The 18626-nt window shown below is 51.4% G+C and carries 17 protein-coding genes; 15 read left to right on the forward strand and 2 right to left on the reverse strand.

The window, feature by feature from the left end:
* Positions 1-10: 10 nt before the first annotated feature.
* The 11 genes from mobH to ACWAU0_RS19085 all read left to right on the forward strand — a co-directional run bounded on the left by mobH (position 11) and on the right by ACWAU0_RS19085 (position 12480).
* Entirely contained in the window at positions 11-2437 is a 2427-nt protein-coding gene (gene mobH / locus ACWAU0_RS19035) for a MobH family relaxase (protein WP_458137594.1), read from the forward strand.
* Positions 2434-4278, forward strand: a complete 1845-nt coding sequence (traD, locus tag ACWAU0_RS19040) for a conjugative transfer system coupling protein TraD (RefSeq protein ID WP_458137595.1) — start codon at positions 2434-2436, stop codon at positions 4276-4278. Before mobH ends, traD begins: the two co-directional genes overlap by 4 nt.
* The gene (locus tag ACWAU0_RS19045; protein ID WP_101053405.1) at positions 4275-4907 is read left to right on the forward strand and encodes an IncC plasmid conjugative DNA transfer DtrJ family protein; all 633 of its coding nucleotides are present in this window, start codon (positions 4275-4277) and stop codon (positions 4905-4907) included. The genes traD and ACWAU0_RS19045 overlap by 4 nt, the downstream gene beginning before the upstream one ends.
* Positions 4908-5107: 200 nt before the next feature.
* Positions 5108-6229 carry an inorganic phosphate transporter gene (locus ACWAU0_RS19050; RefSeq protein ID WP_033159454.1) on the forward strand — a complete coding sequence of 374 codons (1122 nt, stop codon included), beginning with the start codon at positions 5108-5110 and terminating at the stop codon, positions 6227-6229.
* 19 nt (positions 6230-6248) lie between these two features.
* A complete protein-coding gene (locus ACWAU0_RS19055; RefSeq protein ID WP_033159453.1) occupies positions 6249-7292 on the forward strand; it encodes a methyltransferase domain-containing protein in 1044 nt (347 codons plus the stop codon).
* Complete coding sequence (locus ACWAU0_RS19060; RefSeq protein WP_033159452.1) at positions 7283-7900, forward strand: sigma-70 family RNA polymerase sigma factor; 618 nt, start codon at positions 7283-7285, stop codon at positions 7898-7900. Before ACWAU0_RS19055 ends, ACWAU0_RS19060 begins: the two co-directional genes overlap by 10 nt.
* Positions 7893-8093, forward strand: a complete 201-nt coding sequence (locus tag ACWAU0_RS19065) for a zf-HC2 domain-containing protein (RefSeq protein WP_033159451.1) — start codon at positions 7893-7895, stop codon at positions 8091-8093. The genes ACWAU0_RS19060 and ACWAU0_RS19065 overlap by 8 nt, the downstream gene beginning before the upstream one ends.
* A 299-nt stretch (positions 8094-8392) precedes the next feature.
* Positions 8393-8710: a hypothetical protein gene (locus tag ACWAU0_RS19070; RefSeq protein ID WP_033159450.1), complete on the forward strand. Its 318-nt coding sequence runs from the start codon at positions 8393-8395 to the stop codon at positions 8708-8710.
* A gap of 25 nt (positions 8711-8735) precedes the next feature.
* The gene (locus tag ACWAU0_RS19075) at positions 8736-9584 is read left to right on the forward strand and encodes a transporter (RefSeq protein ID WP_133120689.1); all 849 of its coding nucleotides are present in this window, start codon (positions 8736-8738) and stop codon (positions 9582-9584) included.
* A gap of 12 nt (positions 9585-9596) precedes the next feature.
* Positions 9597-10337 carry a glycosyltransferase family 2 protein gene (locus ACWAU0_RS19080; RefSeq protein ID WP_458137596.1) on the forward strand — a complete coding sequence of 247 codons (741 nt, stop codon included), beginning with the start codon at positions 9597-9599 and terminating at the stop codon, positions 10335-10337.
* A gap of 28 nt (positions 10338-10365) precedes the next feature.
* Complete coding sequence (locus tag ACWAU0_RS19085; RefSeq protein ID WP_458137597.1) at positions 10366-12480, forward strand: NAD(P)-binding domain-containing protein; 2115 nt, start codon at positions 10366-10368, stop codon at positions 12478-12480.
* Here the strand turns inward: ACWAU0_RS19085 and ACWAU0_RS19090 are convergent.
* Complete coding sequence (locus tag ACWAU0_RS19090) at positions 12469-13218, reverse strand: IS5 family transposase (RefSeq protein ID WP_129871393.1); 750 nt, start codon at positions 13216-13218, stop codon at positions 12469-12471. The genes ACWAU0_RS19085 and ACWAU0_RS19090 overlap by 12 nt on opposite strands.
* 277 nt (positions 13219-13495) lie before the next feature.
* Here ACWAU0_RS19090 and ACWAU0_RS19095 point away from each other — a divergent pair, with 277 nt between their 5' ends.
* From ACWAU0_RS19095 to ACWAU0_RS19105, 3 genes are all read left to right on the forward strand, one after another.
* Entirely contained in the window at positions 13496-14056 is a 561-nt protein-coding gene (locus tag ACWAU0_RS19095; protein ID WP_033159447.1) for a carboxymuconolactone decarboxylase family protein, read from the forward strand.
* A gap of 47 nt (positions 14057-14103) precedes the next feature.
* Complete coding sequence (locus ACWAU0_RS19100) at positions 14104-15447, forward strand: MptA/MptB family glycosyltransferase (protein ID WP_458137598.1); 1344 nt, start codon at positions 14104-14106, stop codon at positions 15445-15447.
* A gap of 485 nt (positions 15448-15932) precedes the next feature.
* Positions 15933-16043, forward strand: coding sequence for a GDCCVxC domain-containing (seleno)protein (locus tag ACWAU0_RS19105; RefSeq protein WP_432205825.1), 111 nt, complete (start codon positions 15933-15935; stop codon positions 16041-16043).
* A 73-nt stretch (positions 16044-16116) separates the two neighbouring features.
* Here the strand turns inward: ACWAU0_RS19105 and ACWAU0_RS19110 are convergent, their stop codons facing one another.
* Positions 16117-17025, reverse strand: coding sequence for an HD-GYP domain-containing protein (locus ACWAU0_RS19110; RefSeq protein WP_033159446.1), 909 nt, complete (start codon positions 17023-17025; stop codon positions 16117-16119).
* A 207-nt stretch (positions 17026-17232) separates the two neighbouring features.
* Here ACWAU0_RS19110 and ACWAU0_RS19115 point away from each other — a divergent pair, with 207 nt between their 5' ends.
* Entirely contained in the window at positions 17233-18534 is a 1302-nt protein-coding gene (locus tag ACWAU0_RS19115; protein ID WP_051670530.1) for a tetratricopeptide repeat protein, read from the forward strand.
* Positions 18535-18626: the final 92 nt, after the last annotated feature.

Genomic DNA, 18626 nt, shown 5'->3' on the forward strand with positions numbered 1-18626 from the left:
ATGCGGCGTTATGGAAAATACGCCTTCGACGCTCATTACCCGCATCCGCCAACGTCTGTTTGGAGTCGAGTCCGCGCCTATAGGTCCGGTTGCGACAACGATTGATGAGGACGTGCCGCGTTATCCGCCCTTCATGAAGGGTCTGCCGGCTGCGCCTGTGGAACGCATCCTGTCCAGTCAAACGGAATTGATTGCGGCCATTGAACAGGCGCTTGCCATGCCGGATAGTCTTTATCAAACCATAGCCGCGCCGGTCATACGCCGTTATGCCGCCTACAGCCACTTGTTGCCGGCGTCGGAGTCGCATCATCATCGCGGCGCCGGTGGCTTATTTCGGCACGGATTGGAAGTCGCCCATTGGGCCACTTTGGCTTCTCAAGGCAGTTTGTTTGCCACGTCAGCATCCCCCAAAGAACGAAAAGCACAAGAATTACGCTGGCGTCTGGCGGTCTGTTTTGCCGGGCTGTTGCATGACATCGGCAAACCGGTCGCCGATATCGCCGTGGTCAACGCACAGGGGCAACATACCTGGAACCCTTGCGATGAAAACATCACCGACTGGGCTTTGCGAAATGAGATCGACCGATACTTTCTGCGCTGGCGGGATAACCGCCATAAACGCCACGAACAGTTTTCGGCCTTGGTGATCGAGCGCGTCCTGACCCGCGAAGCCCGCACATTCATTCTGGAGTCCGGCCCCGACATCATGCAGGCCATGCTGGAAACCATTAACGGTTTGGACCGCGGCTCCAAAGTTTACGCACTGGTGATAACCGCCGACTGCAAAAGTGTGGAACGGGATTTAAAAGCGCATTATCAAAACATCGACTCGGCCTTGGGCATGCCGGTGGAAAAGTACTTGTTCGACGCCATGCGCCGATTGGTCAAGTCCGGACAATGGACCGTCAACGAAAAAGGCGCTCGGCTATGGCGTTTTGAGGATGGCCTTCATATCGTCTGGCGTGCCGGTGCGCAAGACATCGTTACCCTGTTGGCCAAGGACAAAGTACCCGGCATTCCGCGCGACGAAGATACCTTGGCGGACATCCTGATCGAACGCGGCTTGGCAATCCCTAAGTCCTGGCCGGATGGCCGGCAATACCGTTATTGGCAAATGCAGCCCGAAGGCCTGGACAATCCGCTGTATCTATTGCGCCTAAAATCCGCGGAACTCATTTTCAGCGGCGAACCGCCGACTGTGGTTGAAGCGCGCGAAATCAACGAACCGGATCCGACTGCGCAAAACCCCGAACCCACTACTAATCCGGCACCGAAAACCAGTAAACCGGCAAAAACCAAGAACGTCGCGGCTCCGAATCAACCCAAACGCGCAGATAATCCTGCGTCAGTTTTGCCAGAAGCAACCTCACCAGAACCCGCATATGACCCAAGCGCCCTACCCGATTCGCGGCTAATCGAATCGGCACCACACACTTTGAATTCTCAAGGCGCGAAGGATCTAAATACCTTGCCATCAGATCCCGATCAACGACTGTCGCAAGCCAAATCAACCGATGGCGCCCCTTCGTTGGATCAGACAGAACAACCGGAAAACGCAACGCCTGCCAAACCAACCCACTCAGAAAAAACGGCTTCAGCCGCAAAACCCGATCTCTCCACGACAGACACGAAAAGCATTTCTAATCCGGTCGATAGCGCCCGGTGCTGGTTACAAAACCACGGTGATGCCGGCCAATGGCTATTCGACATCTCTTCTATGCTTAATCAAGGCCAATGGAAGTTAGGCAGCGATCTATTGGAAGTTCAAGACAAATACTTGCTGCCGTTTCCGGCTACCCCTGAAAAACTCGCCATCGAGCCGCCCCAGTTCATCAAAATACTGGAGGAGACGGGGTGGCTGGTGACCGACGTTCTGTCACCGATGCGCAAGGTACAAACTATCCAATCCGTTCGCGGCGTCCTGCTGGCATTGGAACCGAGTTTGGCTTTGAAGGCATTATTTAAGTCTCAAGGCGAAACCACGCCAATAGAGTCATCCGCGCAATCTCCAAGCAGCAATACTGACAAGACCGTAGATCAAGTTAAGTCTTCTCAGCCTCAAGATGCGGCGCCTCTGGAACCCAAGCCTGTCCGGCCCAAATCAAAAGCGACAGGCAAGCAAAAATCAATCAGCGGCAACGCGCCAGCCAGTTCGGTCAATTCAGAGCCTGATAAGGCAAGTGCTCCACTAACAACTCTACCGGTAAAACCCGGAACTATCGACTTGCTGATCACACATGTGCGGCAACAAAACATCCCGCCCGAGGAATCATCGCCAGACGGTAATTGGCACACAGTATCCAATACCGAGCTGGAACAATTTCTGACCCAACATCCGACGGTCAAGCGAACTCGCCTGATGCTCGATATTGCTAACCATCCAGATTGTCGCTCGGTCAGTGCCACGGAGGGGATTCAGGTGAGATTACGTCCATGAAATCCGATTACGACTATCAATTTCCTTGGCGCCCGATTTTCGAGATTTATGCCTTCTCGGGTTGGTTGAGCGGCGCCGGTTTGGCGCATTTCACCAGTCGTTGGTCGGGCTTGCCACGCGAACCCTTCGACTGGTTGATGACGGCGTGCGGAGTGATGGCGTTTTGGCGATTATCACCGGCATTGAGTCTCTGGTATCGGAAACGCCGGTTGCGGCAGTTTCGTTTCCAATACCTGGATGCCGAGAAGCTGGTAACCCTGGTGAAGCGAAACCCCGAGGCTTTGTGGTTCGGCTGGGGATTCGATTGGGTGCAAAAGCATGCGCAATTGGCGTACGAGATTTTGAAACGCGATGTTTCGACGCTGATTCCCAGCGATCATCAGCGCATGGGCTCGGCCTGGATTCATGGCCTGGAAGTGTCCGAAAGTGACATCCGCCAGCCCTTGCAGCATACCGCCGGCCATACGCTGCTGGTCGGTACCACCGGCGCCGGTAAAACGCGCGCCTTTGATGTACTGGTTACGCAAGCCGTCTTGCGCGGTGAAGCGGTGATCATCATCGATCCCAAGGGCGATAAAGATCTGATGGTCTGCGCCAAACGCGCCTGTGCCTTGGCCAATCGCCCGGATCGCTTCGTGTATTTTCATCCGGCTTTTCCGGAAGGCAGCGTGCGACTCGATCCCTTGCACAATTTCAACCGGCCTTCGGAAATCGCCAGCCGCATCAGCGCCATTTCGCCTAGCGAAAGCAGTAACGATCCGTTCAAGGCGTTTGGCCAAAAATCGCTGGACAACGTGATTCAAGGTTTGATGGTGATTGAGGAGCGACCAACCCTGGTCAAGCTGCGCCGTTATCTGGAAGGCGGCCCTTCCACGTTGGTGATTCAGGCCTTGGAACGCTATTTCGACAACAACCTGGGTCATTGGCGGCAAGAGGCGCGGCCTTACCTGAAGAATGCTAAGGACGTCGATTCCAAAGCGGTTGGCTTGGTGCGGTTTTACCGGGAGGTCGTACAGTATCAATTGCCGAATTTGGATCTGGAAGGCTTGTTGTCTTTGTTCGAACACGACCGGACGCATTTCAGCAAGATGGTCGCCTCCTTGATTCCGATCATGAACATGCTGACCTCCGGTTCATTGGGACCTTTGCTGTCGCCGAATCCGCACGACGTGGACGATCTGCGGCCGATTACCAATACAGGTCACATCATCGAAAAAGCCCAGGTGGCTTACATCGGCCTGGACTCGTTATCCGATGGCATGGTGGGCAGTGCGATTGGTTCGATTCTGTTAGCCGACTTGGCCGCCGTCGCCGGCGATCGCTACAATTATGGCGTCTCGGATAGACCCGTGAATGTGTTTGTCGACGAAGCGGCCGAAGTCATCAATGATCCCTTCATCCAAGTGTTGAACAAAGGCCGTGGCGCCAAGATTCGTTTGTTCATTGCCACCCAGACCTTTGCCGATTTTGCCGCCCGTACCGGTTCCCAAGACAAAGCCCGGCAAGTGCTGGGTAACGTCAACAACCTGATCGCACTCAGGATCATGGACAGCGAAACCCAGCAGTACATCACCGACAATCTGCCAAAAACCCGCTTGAAGTACATCATGCGCACCCAAGGCGTGGCCACCAGTGCAACCAATCCCACGGTGTTTTCCGGAAATGTCGGTGAGCGCCTGATGGAAGAAGAAGGTGATTTGTTTGCCCCGCAGCTACTCGGACAACTGCCGGACTTGCATTACATCGCCAAGTTATCCGGCGGCCGGATCGTCAAAGGTCGCTTGCCGATCCTGCGGTCGGAACTGGATCGACAACGGAATCGACAAGGTGCTAGCTCATGACGCGCAATCTGTTGTTCAGCCTGATGCTGTGGCTACTGGAAGTGATCCTGGTGGCCAGCTTCGTGTCCGACCGCTGGACGCGGGAACTGCAACGCGCCGAAGATCAAATGATGATCGGCTATTTTGGCGCCGATAAAGAATCACAGATCAGCCATACCGCACAGCGCTGGTTTGATCGCCTGTTCGTCAGCACCGGTATCCGAGAAAGCGTGTTCCGCTATTTCATCCCAACCGAGCGCGAACGCCAGATGTCGAAAGGCTTCGAGGATGTGGGACGTAACGATTTATTTCCCTTTATCGAAAGCCGACTGAATGTGCTGTGGGACACGATCTTTCAAATGATCAAGCGCCTGACCACGGCGTGTATCTGGTTACCGTACCTTGCAGCCGCCTTGCTACCGTTTGTCGTCGACGGACTGGTGCGGCGCAAGATCAGTCAGACCAACTTCGATTACCCCAGTCCCATGGCGCATCGCTACAGCCTTTATCTGATTCTGGGCGCGCTGTATCTATTGCTGGTCAGTTTGACCTTACCGTTTCCGATTCCACCGCAAGCCGTGCCGGTAGGCGTTTTTGTCGTGGCCTACGCCGTCAACGTGCTGTTGGCCAATACGCAAAAGCGGGTTTAGCCATGTTCAACACAGCGTCATTACAGCTCCGTGATAGGCCTTTTCAAGCAATATTGGCCTATCTGAGATCCAGGGGTTGCAATATCTAATAACATCCTGTGGTTTACAACTTATTACACACCGCAAATTTTTTGTAAGGTTTCACGCTCCCCAGACGACTCATGGCCGTTAGAGTCGATTTCATCATAGGAGCGTTACCGATGTTGACAAGTTTGCTATTCCTCGGCGTTTGCTTTCTGGCCTATGCCAACGGCGCCAACGACAACTTCAAAGGGGTGGCCAGCTTATACGGCAGCGGCACCGTCAGTTTTCGACAGGCGTTGGCCTGGGCAACGCTGACGACCTTGGCGGGCTCGATGGCGGCGCTGTTTCTGGCCCAGACCTTGCTGATCAAATTTTCCGGCAAAGGTCTGGCACCCGACGATTTGATTCACACGCTGCCGTTCATGATTGCCGTTGCGGGCGGTGCGGGAATGACGGTGATTCTGGCCACCCGTCTCGGTTTTCCGATTTCCACGACCCATGCCTTGTTGGGCGCCATGGCGGGCAGTACCTTGTTGGCGACCTCCGGCAGCATCAGCCTAGCGCCTTTGCTGAGCAACTTTGTGTTGCCGTTGTTACTCAGTCCGTTCGTGGCGTTATTGTCGGCCGGGCTCCTGTATCGAAGCCTTAAGCTGTGGCTTGGCCGCCGGGCAAGCCATAACGACTGGTGTTTATGCGTTGAAAGGCCGGACAGTCTGGCGCTGGCCGGTAACGTCAATATGACCATGGCAATCGATTCGACATTGATTCCGTCGCCAAGCCTCGATCGTCAAGAGGCTTGCGCCGAGCGGCAAGCTAGCCAGATTTGGGGTTTCAGTCTTGAACGCCTGCGCGACGGCCTGCATGTTTGCAGCGCCGGCGCGGTTTGCTTTGCCCGCGGTTTGAACGACACGCCAAAAATTGCCGCGTTGTTGTTATTGGCGCCGGGTTTCGATCTGCACGGAATCATTGTCGTAGTAGCGATTGCGATGCTGTTGGGCGGGATATTCAATGCGAGACGCGTCGCCGAGACCATGAGCCACAAAATCACGTCTATCAGCCACGACCAGGGGCTTTCCGCCAATCTGGTGACGGCATTTTTGGTTATTTTTGCCAGCAAACTGGGCATGCCGGTTTCCACCACCCATGTATCGGTCGGCTCGCTGTTCGGCATTGGTCTGGTGAACGGCCAGGCCAATAGGTCTATGATTGCAGCCATTGCCTTATCGTGGCTATTGACGCTGCCCTGTGCGGCCATCTGTGCCGCTGCGGTGTATTACACAGCCAGCCATTTTCAATAATTTTTATTTAGGATCAGCCATGACCACCACCCTCGAAATCAGCGAATCTGTCCAGCACTATTACGGGCAGGTATTGCAGTCCAGTAGCGACCTGAAAACCAGCGCCTGCTGTAGTATCGACGCCATGCCGACTTATCTAAAAGCACTGCTGGCTGGCTTGCATCCGGAAGTGCTGGAACGCTTTTACGGCTGCGGTTCGCCGTTGCCGCCCGCATTGGCAGGCATGACGGTATTGGATTTGGGCTGCGGCACCGGGCGCGATTGTTATCTGCTGTCGACACTGGTCGGGCCGACAGGCCGAGTGATCGGCGTCGATATGACACCGGAGCAACTGGAAGTTGCTGTGCGGCATCGCGAATGGCATGCCGAACGCTTCGGCTTCGCCAACGTGGAATTTCTGCACGGCCATATCGAAAACCTGCACACCGTCGGCATTGCCGATAACAGCATCGACGTCGTGGTTTCAAACTGCGTAATCAACCTGTCCCCGGAAAAACCCAAGGTACTGGCGGAAATCTTCCGCGTACTGAAGCCGGGCGGCGAACTGTATTTCTCTGACGTATTTGCCGACCGCCGCATTCCCAGCGAATTGCGCCAAGACCCGGTTCTACTTGGGGAATGCCTGGGCGGCGCCTTGTATTGGGAGGACTTTCGGCGCATCTTGCAAGATTTGGGCTGCCCCGATGTTCGCAAGGTCAAACAGAACCCGATCAGCATTGACGATCCCGAGGTGTTCGGCAAAATCGGCATGGTCAAATTCGACTCGGTGACAGTGCGCGCTTTTAAAATGCCGTTGGAGGATCGCTGCGAAGACTTTGGCCAAGTCGCGGTCTATTTAGGCAGCATAGAGCAACACCCACACAGCTTCGAGCTGGATGACCATCATCATTTCGAAACCGGCCGTCCGCTCAGGGTTTGCGGCAACACTGCCGACATGCTGGCCGCCAGCCGTTACGGCCGGCATTTTCAAGTGTTGGGCGATAAATCCACGCACTTTGGTTTGTTCGATTGCGTGCCGGGGCCGCGCAACACCATCACCCAGGCGGACGGCGCATGTTGTTGAAAAGCGCGCCCGTTACGGCACCCAGCTTGAGCGAAGCCGTGCTGTCTGAACACCGTCCGGTGCTTTTTCGTTACGCCTTGCTAAAACTGCGCGATCACGAACTGGCCGACGATGCAGTGCAGGAAACCTTGCTGGCCGCTTGGCAAACAGCGGCAGCCTACCAAGGCAAAGCAGGCCTCAGAACCTGGCTAATCGGTATTTTGAAACACAAAATCGCCGACCACTGGCGGCACAGTGCCCGCGAAGTCGTCACGACTGAATTCGATCAACTCGATAACCCTGACGACGAAGCAGACGAAGACGTGTTTTTCATGAGCAATGGTCACTGGAACGGCGGCCCCACCACCTGGAACGATCCCGAAGCGGCGCTCAAGCAACAGGAATTCTGGGCCATTTACGAAACGTGCCAGAACAATCTACCGCCGAAAATGGCCAAGGTATTCATGTTGCGCGAGTTGGTCGGTCTGGAAGCCTCCGAAGTCTGCGGAGAAACCGGCTTAAGCGACGCCAATTATTGGGTTACTATGCATAGAGCCCGATTGCGGCTGCGTGAATGCCTGGAAGTTCGCTGGTTCAATCAGTCAAAAAAGGAGAATAATCATGCGTAGTTGTCGCGATATTACCGGCCTGGTGTCACAGGGTATGGACAAGCAACTTAGCTTAGGCGAACGTCTGGCGATTGGTGCGCATGTGATGATGTGTTCCCGCTGCAGAAACTTTCAAAGTCAAGCGCATTTCATCCGCACAACTGCTCAGACTTACTTGGAGCGGCTCCAAGATGAGTCAGAAAAAAAATCATAAATCGAGGCCAACTACTCTATGGCAGGGTTCGATAACTCTATCACTCTGCCACTTCAACCCATTCATTTATCCGAATAAATCCGCTCTATCGCAGATTTAAGTCGCATCCAAAAAATATATTTAATTTTTGTTGTAAGGAATAGCAATTTGCGGCGACTAATTTTCGGAGTCCGGCAGCTATTGATATCCGCAGTTTCAAATCACGCTAGGTCCTTTTCGAGGATTGATATTAATCCCGCAAGTACGCGCTCCGTTTACCCGTTCATCCACTGTAATTGACCTGCATAGGGAGATATTAAATGCAATCCTTCTTTTTTCGCACGATTTTTATCTTAATAACTTTGGTTGTCAGCAATGATCTTGCATTTGCATCTGGCTCGTATAGCACCGGCGGTGGTGGCGGTGATGCGAACCAGGCTTACAACTTGGGTAAGTCAGCGGTTTATAAAAAATTAGCCTGCTCAAGCTGCCCTTTGGCCGGTCAGGAAATCGATGCCGCCAAAGCGACAGAAGTCATTCAATCCTTAGCTAATAAACCGGAACTCGCTGAAAAGCTGTCTGAAGTCGAGCGCGAGGCGGTGACCGTATATCTAAAACGTCGTTACGAACTCGACTAATCCAATGGAATAAGGAATGTTAACTATGAATATTCATCGCCCGCTTAAGCTCGTTATTCTTACGTTGTCCAGCTCTGTTCATGCTGCAAGCAACCCCTGGCTACCTGAACCAGGTTCCCTAAACACTGTTCTTTCTTATGTGTTCCAAACCGCCGATGACTTTTATTTTGGCGATACGAAGGCCGAACTGCCAACAGACCTTGATCAGCATACGGCAAGTTTATATCTGGAATACGGACTTACCGACAATATTGCCATTGACGCACGGCTAGGTTACGCAGCCAGCGATTTTCTTAAAACAGGGGCGGATGGCCCCAGCCCTTTCGCAGATAGTTTGGACGGCCTGACCGACACCAACTTAGGGATTCGGTGGAGGGCATTGGATGAGCTGGTCGGGGATTGGGCAACAGTTACATTGCGTGCTGCGGGGATTGTAGAAGGCTCATACAAGACCGGCGCCATCAATGCAATTGGTGATGGTGCTTCGGGGGGTGAATTTTCAACGTTGATCGGCCGTTATTTCGAAAATGGTCTCTCGCTTTCAGCCGAAATAGGTTATCGCACGCGCAATTCCCCAGTACCGAACGAATTCTTTGCAAATCTGCGGAGCGGGTATGCGATTACCTCCAAACTGGGTGTTGGTGTTTCGTACCAAGTAGCCGAGTCTCTCGGTGGCATCGATATTGGAGGCCCTGGCTTTACATTTGCCCGCTTTCCAGCGCTTAACGAGGACTCGCAGATATTTGGGCTTGATTTAAGTTATCGAGTAACACCAAAAGCATTTGTATCAGTTAATTATGGAACCACGCTCACTGGAAGAAATACCAGCAATCAGGACATCGTTGGGGTCAATTTTGGCTACAGTTTTTTCTAGGAAGCAAGATCCATGTATAACCAATTACATGTTACAGCTATTATCCCGGCATTGAATGAACAAGAGGCAATTGGCCAAGTTGTTAGTGCTTTAATTGCTCAGCAAGGCAATCACGGCCAACCCATAATTGATCAAATCATAGTCGCTGATAATGGCTCCATCGACCTCACGGCAACACTGGCTAATGTAGCGGGTGCAAATGTTGTCTTCGAACCAAAGCGTGGTTATGGAGCAGCTTGTTTAGCTGCTATTAACAGCATTGTTGCAACCGATGTGGTGCTGTTTATCGATGGCGATTGTTCAGTGCAAGTATCCCAGATAATCCTCTTACTTGATCCCGTGTCAAATGGTGCCGACATAGCCATAGGTTCGCGCTGCTTAGGTTACATCCAACCCGGCTCAATGAGCTTACCGCAACGGATAGGTAATGGATTGATTGCCAGGATTATTTCCTTGCTCTGGCAAGCCCAGGTAACGGATATTGGACCATTCCGCGCAATTCGTTACTCGGCGTTACAAGAGCTGGCGATGCAAGATCGTGCTTATGGTTGGACCGTCGAAATGCAAGTCAAGGCTCTGCAGCAAGGCTTGATCGTACGCGAGATTCCAGTCGATTGTTTAGTTAGAGTCGGGCGATCGAAAGTTAGCGGCACCGTGCGGGGTGTAGTCGGGGCAGCATTTGGGATGTTCGGCATGATAGTACGTTTGTGGTGGCAAGGCAGGCAGGCGGATAAAGCCAGTTTGCCAATTTAATTCAATCTTTGAACGAGTAAGGATCACCATGGATATCATCAATAAATTGAATAACCCGTTTATTGCCTATGCGAACTGGCTGCATTTGCGCTGGCCGGCTGAAGTACCGGAAGCACTTCCCGAGGTAGGTGTGGATGGCGCGACATCCATTCCGGGCATTCGGATTGCCGGCGATCTTTTGGGTGTGCCGCTACTAAAATTCGCCGCAGACTCCGGGGCAAGAGCGGTACGGGCGTTTATTGCGGAAAACGCGTTTATTGATAAAACTCAAGCGTCGGATCATTTAGATTTGGCTATAGTTGGCGGCGGGGTTGCCGGCCTTGCTGCTGCCTTGGAAGCTCAAAAAGCCGGACTCAAATTTGTGGTCTATGAAGCCAGTGAGCCATTTGCCACCATTGTTAATTTTACAAATGGCAAACCGATTTTCACCTATCCCCGAGAAATGCAGCCGCAAGGCGATGTCAAGCTGTCCGCATCGGTTAAAGAAGATTTGCTCGCAGAATTGCAAAATCAGGCACTACAAGCCGCTGTCCCTTTCGAAATTCGCCGTGTAGACCGTATCGTTCGTAAAGGTAAGATGTTGGAAGTGCAGTTCACCGAACCCAATACTGCTGTCCGCACAACGAGAGTCCTAATTTGCACCGGCAGAAGCGGTGACCACTACAAGCTAGACGTTTCCGGAGAAGATCTCGACAAGGTCCACAATCGATTATTTGATCCCAAAGACTATACGGGTAAAAAGGTCATGGTGGTGGGCGGTGGCGATTCTGCATTGGAAGCGGCTATCAGTCTAAGTGAAGCCGGAGCAGAGGTGACATTGAGTTATCGCGGCTCAAACTTTACTCGCCCAAAGCAGGAAAATATCGATCAAGCTCAAGCATTACTGGGCAGCCAGATACTGTACCAAACCCGCGTTACCCGCATCGAAACCGACAAGGTCTATTTACATGACGCCGAAAATACCCAAATCGAACTGCCAAATGATGCCGTTTTTGTGTTGATTGGCCGGGAAGCACCGGTGGATTTTTTTCATCGTACCGGCATCAGTATCCGGGGCCATTGGTCATTGCGAAAGACGATAGGCTTCGCTTTCACGCTGTTAGCAGTGCTATTCATCTATCGCTGGAAAACTGAAAATAGCGCAGTCGCCGATTTATTTCTGGAGAAAAGCTGGTTCCCCAATAACATTGACGTGGCTATCGGGCCTACCGAAAATCCGCTGGTCAAAATCCTCCAACATGAAGTTAACTCACCAGGTTTCTATTACGAACTGCTCTACACGTTGGTCATTATCGTTTTTGGCATTCGAAGAATGCTCCGCACACCGACACCCTATGTCCGTTGGCAAACTACATCTTTGATTTTGGTGCAAACCATTCCCTTGTTTATATTGCCTTACTTTATTTTGCCATTGTTCGGGGAATGGGGGTTGTTTGAAACAGACGCAGGGGAATGGTTAGCCGACCAATTGTTTCCTGTCGGGGACGGTGGAGACCGAGAATACTGGCGCAGTGTGGGTTTTATTCTGGCTTGGCCATTATTTATTTGGAATGTATTTACACCGCAACCCAACCTGCTATGGCTGGTGATTGCCTTTCTGCAAACCTTTGTGTTAATCCCCTGGCTGGTGCGCCGATACGGTAAAGGGGTTTATTGTGGCTGGATTTGTTCCTGCGGAGCGTTAGCGGAAACCTTGGGTGACGCCCAGCGCGCTAAAATGCCCCACGGTCCGGTTTGGAATAAAGTAAATATGGCCGGGCAAGTCATTTTAGGCGGAGTGCTAGTATTACTGGGGCTTAGAGTGGTTTCCTGGCTATTGCACTCTCAACCAACAGGTGAAGCTGTCGGCGCATTGTTCACCCAACTAACTTTCGACTATACATTGCTTGGTATTCCGCTGAATTATTCAGCTGTGGTGGATTATTTTTTGTCTGGGCTAATTGGCCTCGGTCTTTATTTTCATTTTAGCGGCAGAACCTGGTGCCGCTTTTTTTGTCCGTTAGCGGCATTGATGAACATTTATGGCAGATTCAGCCAATTCAGGATCTTCGCCGAAAAAGAAAAATGCATTTCCTGCAATGTCTGTTCTTCGGTATGTCACCAAGGCATCGATGTAGGGGCTGTTGCCGTTTCACATCGGTAACCATATAAATGCACAAGCCAGGGCGATAGCACCTTCAAAATTGCGTTTTAGTTTGTCATATCGGGTGGCAATAGCTCTAAAATGTTTCAGTCGCGCAAATACGTTTTCAACGAGGTGGCGATATTTATAGAGACACCAGTCCATTTCCTCATTCCCGACTATTGAATTTTGTTTTCTTGGGATGATGGGGACTGTGCCTTGGTCTCGAATTTGAATCCGTAACGGCTCGCTGTCATACCCTTTGTCTGCAATCATGTAGCCCGCCTGGGGGAGCTTGGCCACAAATTCCGGCGCTTCTTTGCAGTCATGTACTTCGCCCCCCGTAATCGAAAACTGGATGGGAAGTCCACCGGCATCAACCGCCATATGGATTTTGGTCGTGTTGCCTGCGACCGATTTCCCGATGGCTGTTGGATTTTCATGGGCGCCGCCGCTACTGTGTTGATGGGCTTTAATAATGCTGCCATCAATAAATAGCCATTCCAAATCAGGCTCAATCACTAGCGCTTGAAAGATACCCCTCAGCTTTTCTTGCAGTGACCAGGCATTGAAGCGCTTGTACACGGCATTCCACTTGCCAAAAGCGACGGGCAAGTCTCGCCAAGGGCAGCCAACACGCAAGCGATAAAAAATCCCTTCGACCGTTTGCCGAAGACCGGGTTTGTCGTAAATGCTGAAACTCAACATAATCGTTTTTAGCTTTTCCCAGTGGGTATCTGTAAGCAGTTGGCGTGGCATTCGCTAGTTATCGTTTGATTGAAAACTCAATCAATATGGCTCGCCAATCGATTTTCAAAGGGATTATGACAAAATGGCAACAGCCCCTAATGAATTTTGCCAATAAAGGCCTACCGATGGCAGATCCGCAATGCGTGCGCTGTTCCGCCTGTGTGAGTAGTTGTCCAACCGGCACATTGAGCTTTGGCCGTTTACAGTCCGATGGCAGCATAATGCTTGATCGGCTTCCTGCCTCACCGGTACAAATCCGAGAAGCGCTAGCTCAGTCGGAGCGATCATGAGTATTATCGACTCCCACCATTCCTATGCATGGTATATACGCCCGTTGCTGGCCCTAATGAGCAGACGCCGGAGCGGATTATCGGAGCCAGTACGTTTGTGGGCGCGTCAGCCCATGGCATTTTTTGGATTTTTACTGATGAACCGTGCCTTGGATCATGGGAATCCGTCATTAAGCAAAACGCTTCGCGCTTTAGTCCGAACGCGCGTTTCTCAACTCAATGGCTGCCGGTTTTGCATCGATTTAAATGCTGCCCGCGCCTTGGATTGCGGTCTCAGTCGTGAAAAGTTAGAAGCCCTCGCCTGGTTTTCCGACTCGTCATTGTATAGCGATGCCGAGAAAGTAGCTTTAGCCTATGCGGAGACTGTCACAACCCTTGGAAATGTGGCTGATGCAAGCCTAATTGAACAGCTGCGGCACACTTTTGATGATGACAGTATCGTAGCCTTAACCGCTCTCATCGCCCACCAAAACATGTCTGCAAAATTCAATGCTGCCTTAGGTGCATCGCCTCAAGAATTATGTATGACCCATTACGGATACCTTCCTTCGGATTGAGGGAAAAAACCATTTACCGCCTTTTAAACACCGAAAGTCCAATGCGATTGACGCGCCTGATCCATCCAAATAGCTTCGGCATTTGTCTATTAGGGTGCTGCGGCTTGCTCGCTTGGTTATCGCGTGCACCGCAATTTTTGAACTTGCCTACATTTGCGGGGACCATGGGGCTAATGTTTGCCTTTTATGTTATCGCATACCGAACGATTCAGCAGTCTGGTTCACATATGGCAAGAACGGTATTTTTCTGGGCTCTGCTGTTACGCCTATCCGGTTTGTTGGGCGAACCCATATTTGAGGATGATTATTTCCGTTATTTGTGGGATGGCTATCGCTTTGCCAGCGACGGAACACCTTTCGGTCGTCCTCCCGAATCATTTTTTAACGACCCCAGCGTTCCTAAGGCTTTTCGGACAATCCTGAGCCAGATTAATCATCCGGATATTCCAACTATCTATGCGCCCACTTTCCAATATTTTTTTCTGATTGCCAACTGGATAGCGCCTGGGCAATTGTGGGCCTTAAAGTTGTTATTGATTGCCGCTGATTTGTTGTTAATCCAGGGGCTATTTCGCTTCGCCGGCGCAAAGCAAACGCTGCTATATGCCTGGAATCCGCTGGTAATTAAAGAAATTGCCTTTACCGCTCATCCCGATGGCCTGATTCCGGCATTGCTTATCGGTAGTTGGTTATTCAGCTCACGAGGCCGACCAATCATTGCTGGTCTAATGCTGGTCGCCGCTGTGGCATCCAAGGCTTCTGCATGGCTATTGGTACCTTTTATTGCCATCAATATCGGGTGCTTGGGCATAGCTGCTTTTGTAGGTGGGTATCTGCTGCTTTATCTACCCTTTTGGGTTCAAGGCGCCACAGACATGACAGGACTCCGTGTTTTTGCTCAGGAATTTGAATTCAATTCCGCGCTGTACGGCTTGATAAGACTTGGGTTACCAGCAAATTGGACAAAAATGCTGTTAGGTATAGCTTTTATTGGTATGACCTCAGTTTATTTTTTCCGGTATTGGCGGCTTGGAAGCCAAAATTTGCCTCGCGGAGACTGGTTATTTGGCGGCTTATTGATCATATCCCCGGTTATTAATCCCTGGTATCTGCTGTGGCTAATGCCGTTTGCCTGTATTTACTCAGGCTTAGGGGTTTGGATTGCATCGGCTGCGCTAATTTTGTCTTATGTGACTGGCCTAAACCTGCAAGATTTCGTATTCGCCCCGTATGAGCATCCATCGTGGGTTAGGCCCTTGGAATTCGGAATAATTGCCCTCGGAATGGCGTTTGACAAGCGGCAATCGGTCAGAACACCCTCGCAAAGCAGGGGGCTTGACGAATATTTCCAGCCCTGTGAGCTGCCAGAGTTTAACCAACGAATGAATTAGTGAGCAGTCCCAACACATATTGAGTTCGATGCCCGCTTGCCAACCCGGCGAATCCTACTCACCATCGCCATAACGTCAACGGGGAGTCACTCGGTTTTGGGTGGTGTCGATGATTATTCTGTTGGCGCTGATTTTTTCCTTATCTGCTTTCCTGCTTTTATTAAGCCAATATCATGAATCGATACCTGGCTTTGTTCATGATGAGTTTCGCTGTTGCTCAACCGGCATCAGCCAAATCTCGCACCGCTGTAATTACGTTACCCGGCATGATCTGAGCGGTCTAAAAAATAGCTCTGAATCGGATCACGGGGGTCACAGACACGACGTTTAACCCCGATAGCCGTCAAGCGATTGTGCACTTCAATGCGGCTAAAACCACTTTCGAAGCCGTGCTGAGTGCTCTTGCGACGTCGAATATACTTCGACGCTAAAAGAGGTAACACCATGAAAAGTATTATTTTGGAATCCACACTGATCTGACCGGAATGCGGGTGCCGCAAAACCGAGACCATGCCCATGCCTGCCAATGGTTTTACGAGTGTCAGGGCTGTCATACCCTGTTAAAACCCAAGCCCGGCGATTGTTGCGTATTCTGATCCTATGGTAGCGTGCCCTGTCCGCCGATGCAGTTACACGGCAAACAGGCCGGGTGTTGCGGCGAAACCTGATTCACAGCCAGTCCCGCAGCTGCCGCAGCCAGCTTTTGCCGTTGCCACTACAGACCGGTAAATACGGCAGCGATTCCTCCAGCAATCTTGCCAGCAAGTCATGATCGATCAAGGCTTGTAAATCCGCTGCGCTGCCTTTTTGCATGGTTGGCTTAAGAGCCAATTTGCCTTGCTGCTTTTCCAAAGCAAAGCCGTTGCCACACACCCGGCAGAAGACCTTGTCGCCGGCTTTCTGGTGTTTATGCACCACCACAACCGGTCCGCACACCGGGCATTCGCGCATCGGAATGCCAGTGTCGCTATGTCCGATAATGCCATCCAGTTCACCGGATTGTGCCAACTCGATGAAACGGCGACCGAAATGCAGATCAAATTGCTTGTCCAGATTCACCTCGATTTGTTCAATCGCCGCAACCAGAGACATTCCTCGTCGATAAGGTCGGGTGCTGGTCATCGCGTCAAAGGCATCTGCAATGCCCACGATACGAGCCGATTCCGCAATCTTTCTGCCGCTTAAACCGGACGGATAGCCCCGGCCATCAACGCGCTCATGATGACTTAGCACCACATCCATTGCCAATGGCGCCAAAGGATGCCCCTCTAACACTTGAGCGCCCAAGGCCGGATGGGTTTTCATCACGGCATATTCCGCATCGGTAAGCTTGCCGGGATTATTAAGAATAGTGTCCGGCACGCCGACTTTGCCCAAATCATGTAAAAAGCCGCCCAACCCAGCAACCACAGCGTCCTGTTTGGAAAACCCACACGCCAATGCCAATCGCGTCGAATACAGCGACACCCGCCATAGATGCCCGCCGGTATAAGGATCGCGGGCTTCGACCAGAAACGCCATGCTGTACAAGGTGTGCAGCAAATTTTGAGTGTGACTTGCATTTTGTATTGATTTCATCGGCATCTCCTGTTTGGCAATACTGTATTCAGTACATTTTTCTTTGTCGTGAGAATGGATGATTTCCTTACACAGGTTTTTATACGACCTGTGTAAGGATTTTGACCGGGATGCGACTGATAGGTGCCCTGTTGCTAACTTAATCCCTCAACCCACCAGCGATAGGATTACTTCTCTTAATAACACATCAAACTTGGGTGAAGTCTCTTGAAAAATCAAACCGTCTTTGATTTAGCATCGGCAAAACACGTGGCCGGTGAGATTGTCGATGCCGCCATCGCTTACCGTGAAATGCTTGCCGCCGACCCGGATCATGTAGAGGCTTTGCACTATCTCGGCGTAGTCTTGCATCAGCAGGGAGATACAGCGGAATCTATCGAGATGATTTTACGTGCCCTGCAACTGGATGCATCCAGCCCGGAACGTTACAACGATCTGGGGAACATTCTCACGGAAAACGGACGTTTTGCCGAGGCACGCCAAGCGTTTTCCGCCGCGCTTGAATTGAACGCTACCGATGCCAATCTCTGGAACAATTTGGGGTCGGTACTGCATCGGCTAAATGAATTTCCCGAAGCGGAAACCGCCTATCGAAATGCAGTCAGTATTAGTCCGAATTTCGTGCCCGCGCTAAACAACTTGGCTGCGCTGCTGGCGGAACAAAACCAAGTGGAAGAGTCTTCTTTTTTTGCTTGCCGAGCATATGTGCAGCCACCTCTGACCGACAAACCCTTGAAGATGCTAGGCATTGCTTACTATCGGCTGGGACTTGTCGCCGAAGCCGCCGACTGTTATCGAAGCTGGTTGGATGCCGAACCCGACAATCCGTTGGCCAGACATCACCTTGTCGCATGCACCGGTCAAGACATCCCCGCTAAAGCCACGGATCGTTACCTGATAAGCCTATTTAACGACATGGCTGAAAATTTCGATACGAAACTGGTCGGTAAACTTGGTTATTGCGGCCCCGATATTGTCGGTAACTTGCTGAATGACTACTTGACGGCGAATGCAAATCTATCGGTACTCGACGGTGGTTGCGGTACGGGGCTGTGCGCGCCAGTATTAAAACCTTACGCACGTCTGCTTACGGGCGTAGATATTTCGTCGCGCATGCTTGGCAAGGCGGCGGAAAGAGCGCTTTACGACGTTTTGGTAGAATCGGAACTGACTAGTTATCTAAAAGGGAAACAGCAATCGTTTGATCTGATAACAATGGCCGACACACTGGTTTATTTTGGCAACCTAAGCGACATTTTCGCATTGGTCCGTCAAGCGTTGTTGCCGTTAGGGACATTTTGCTTCACTGTCGAATCCGCTAGTTCGGTTGAAGCCTCTCTGGGTTATCAACTCAATGCTAGTGGTCGGTACAGTCACAGTAAGAGCTATCTCACTGAGCTGCTAAATGCACACGACTTCATACTGCTACAAGAACACGAGGCAAACATAAGGCATGAGTTTGGTAAGCCTACGCTGGGTATGGGGTTCTTGACACAGATAGCACGCTAAGAAACATCAAAGCATCGAAAAAAATTTGTAAGGAATTCAAACTGACTCCGACTGATGGAGCAGGAAGGCATTGTTGCTTGTCCTGATCATTT

This window comes from Methylomonas sp. Uni0009, assembly GCF_054188105.3.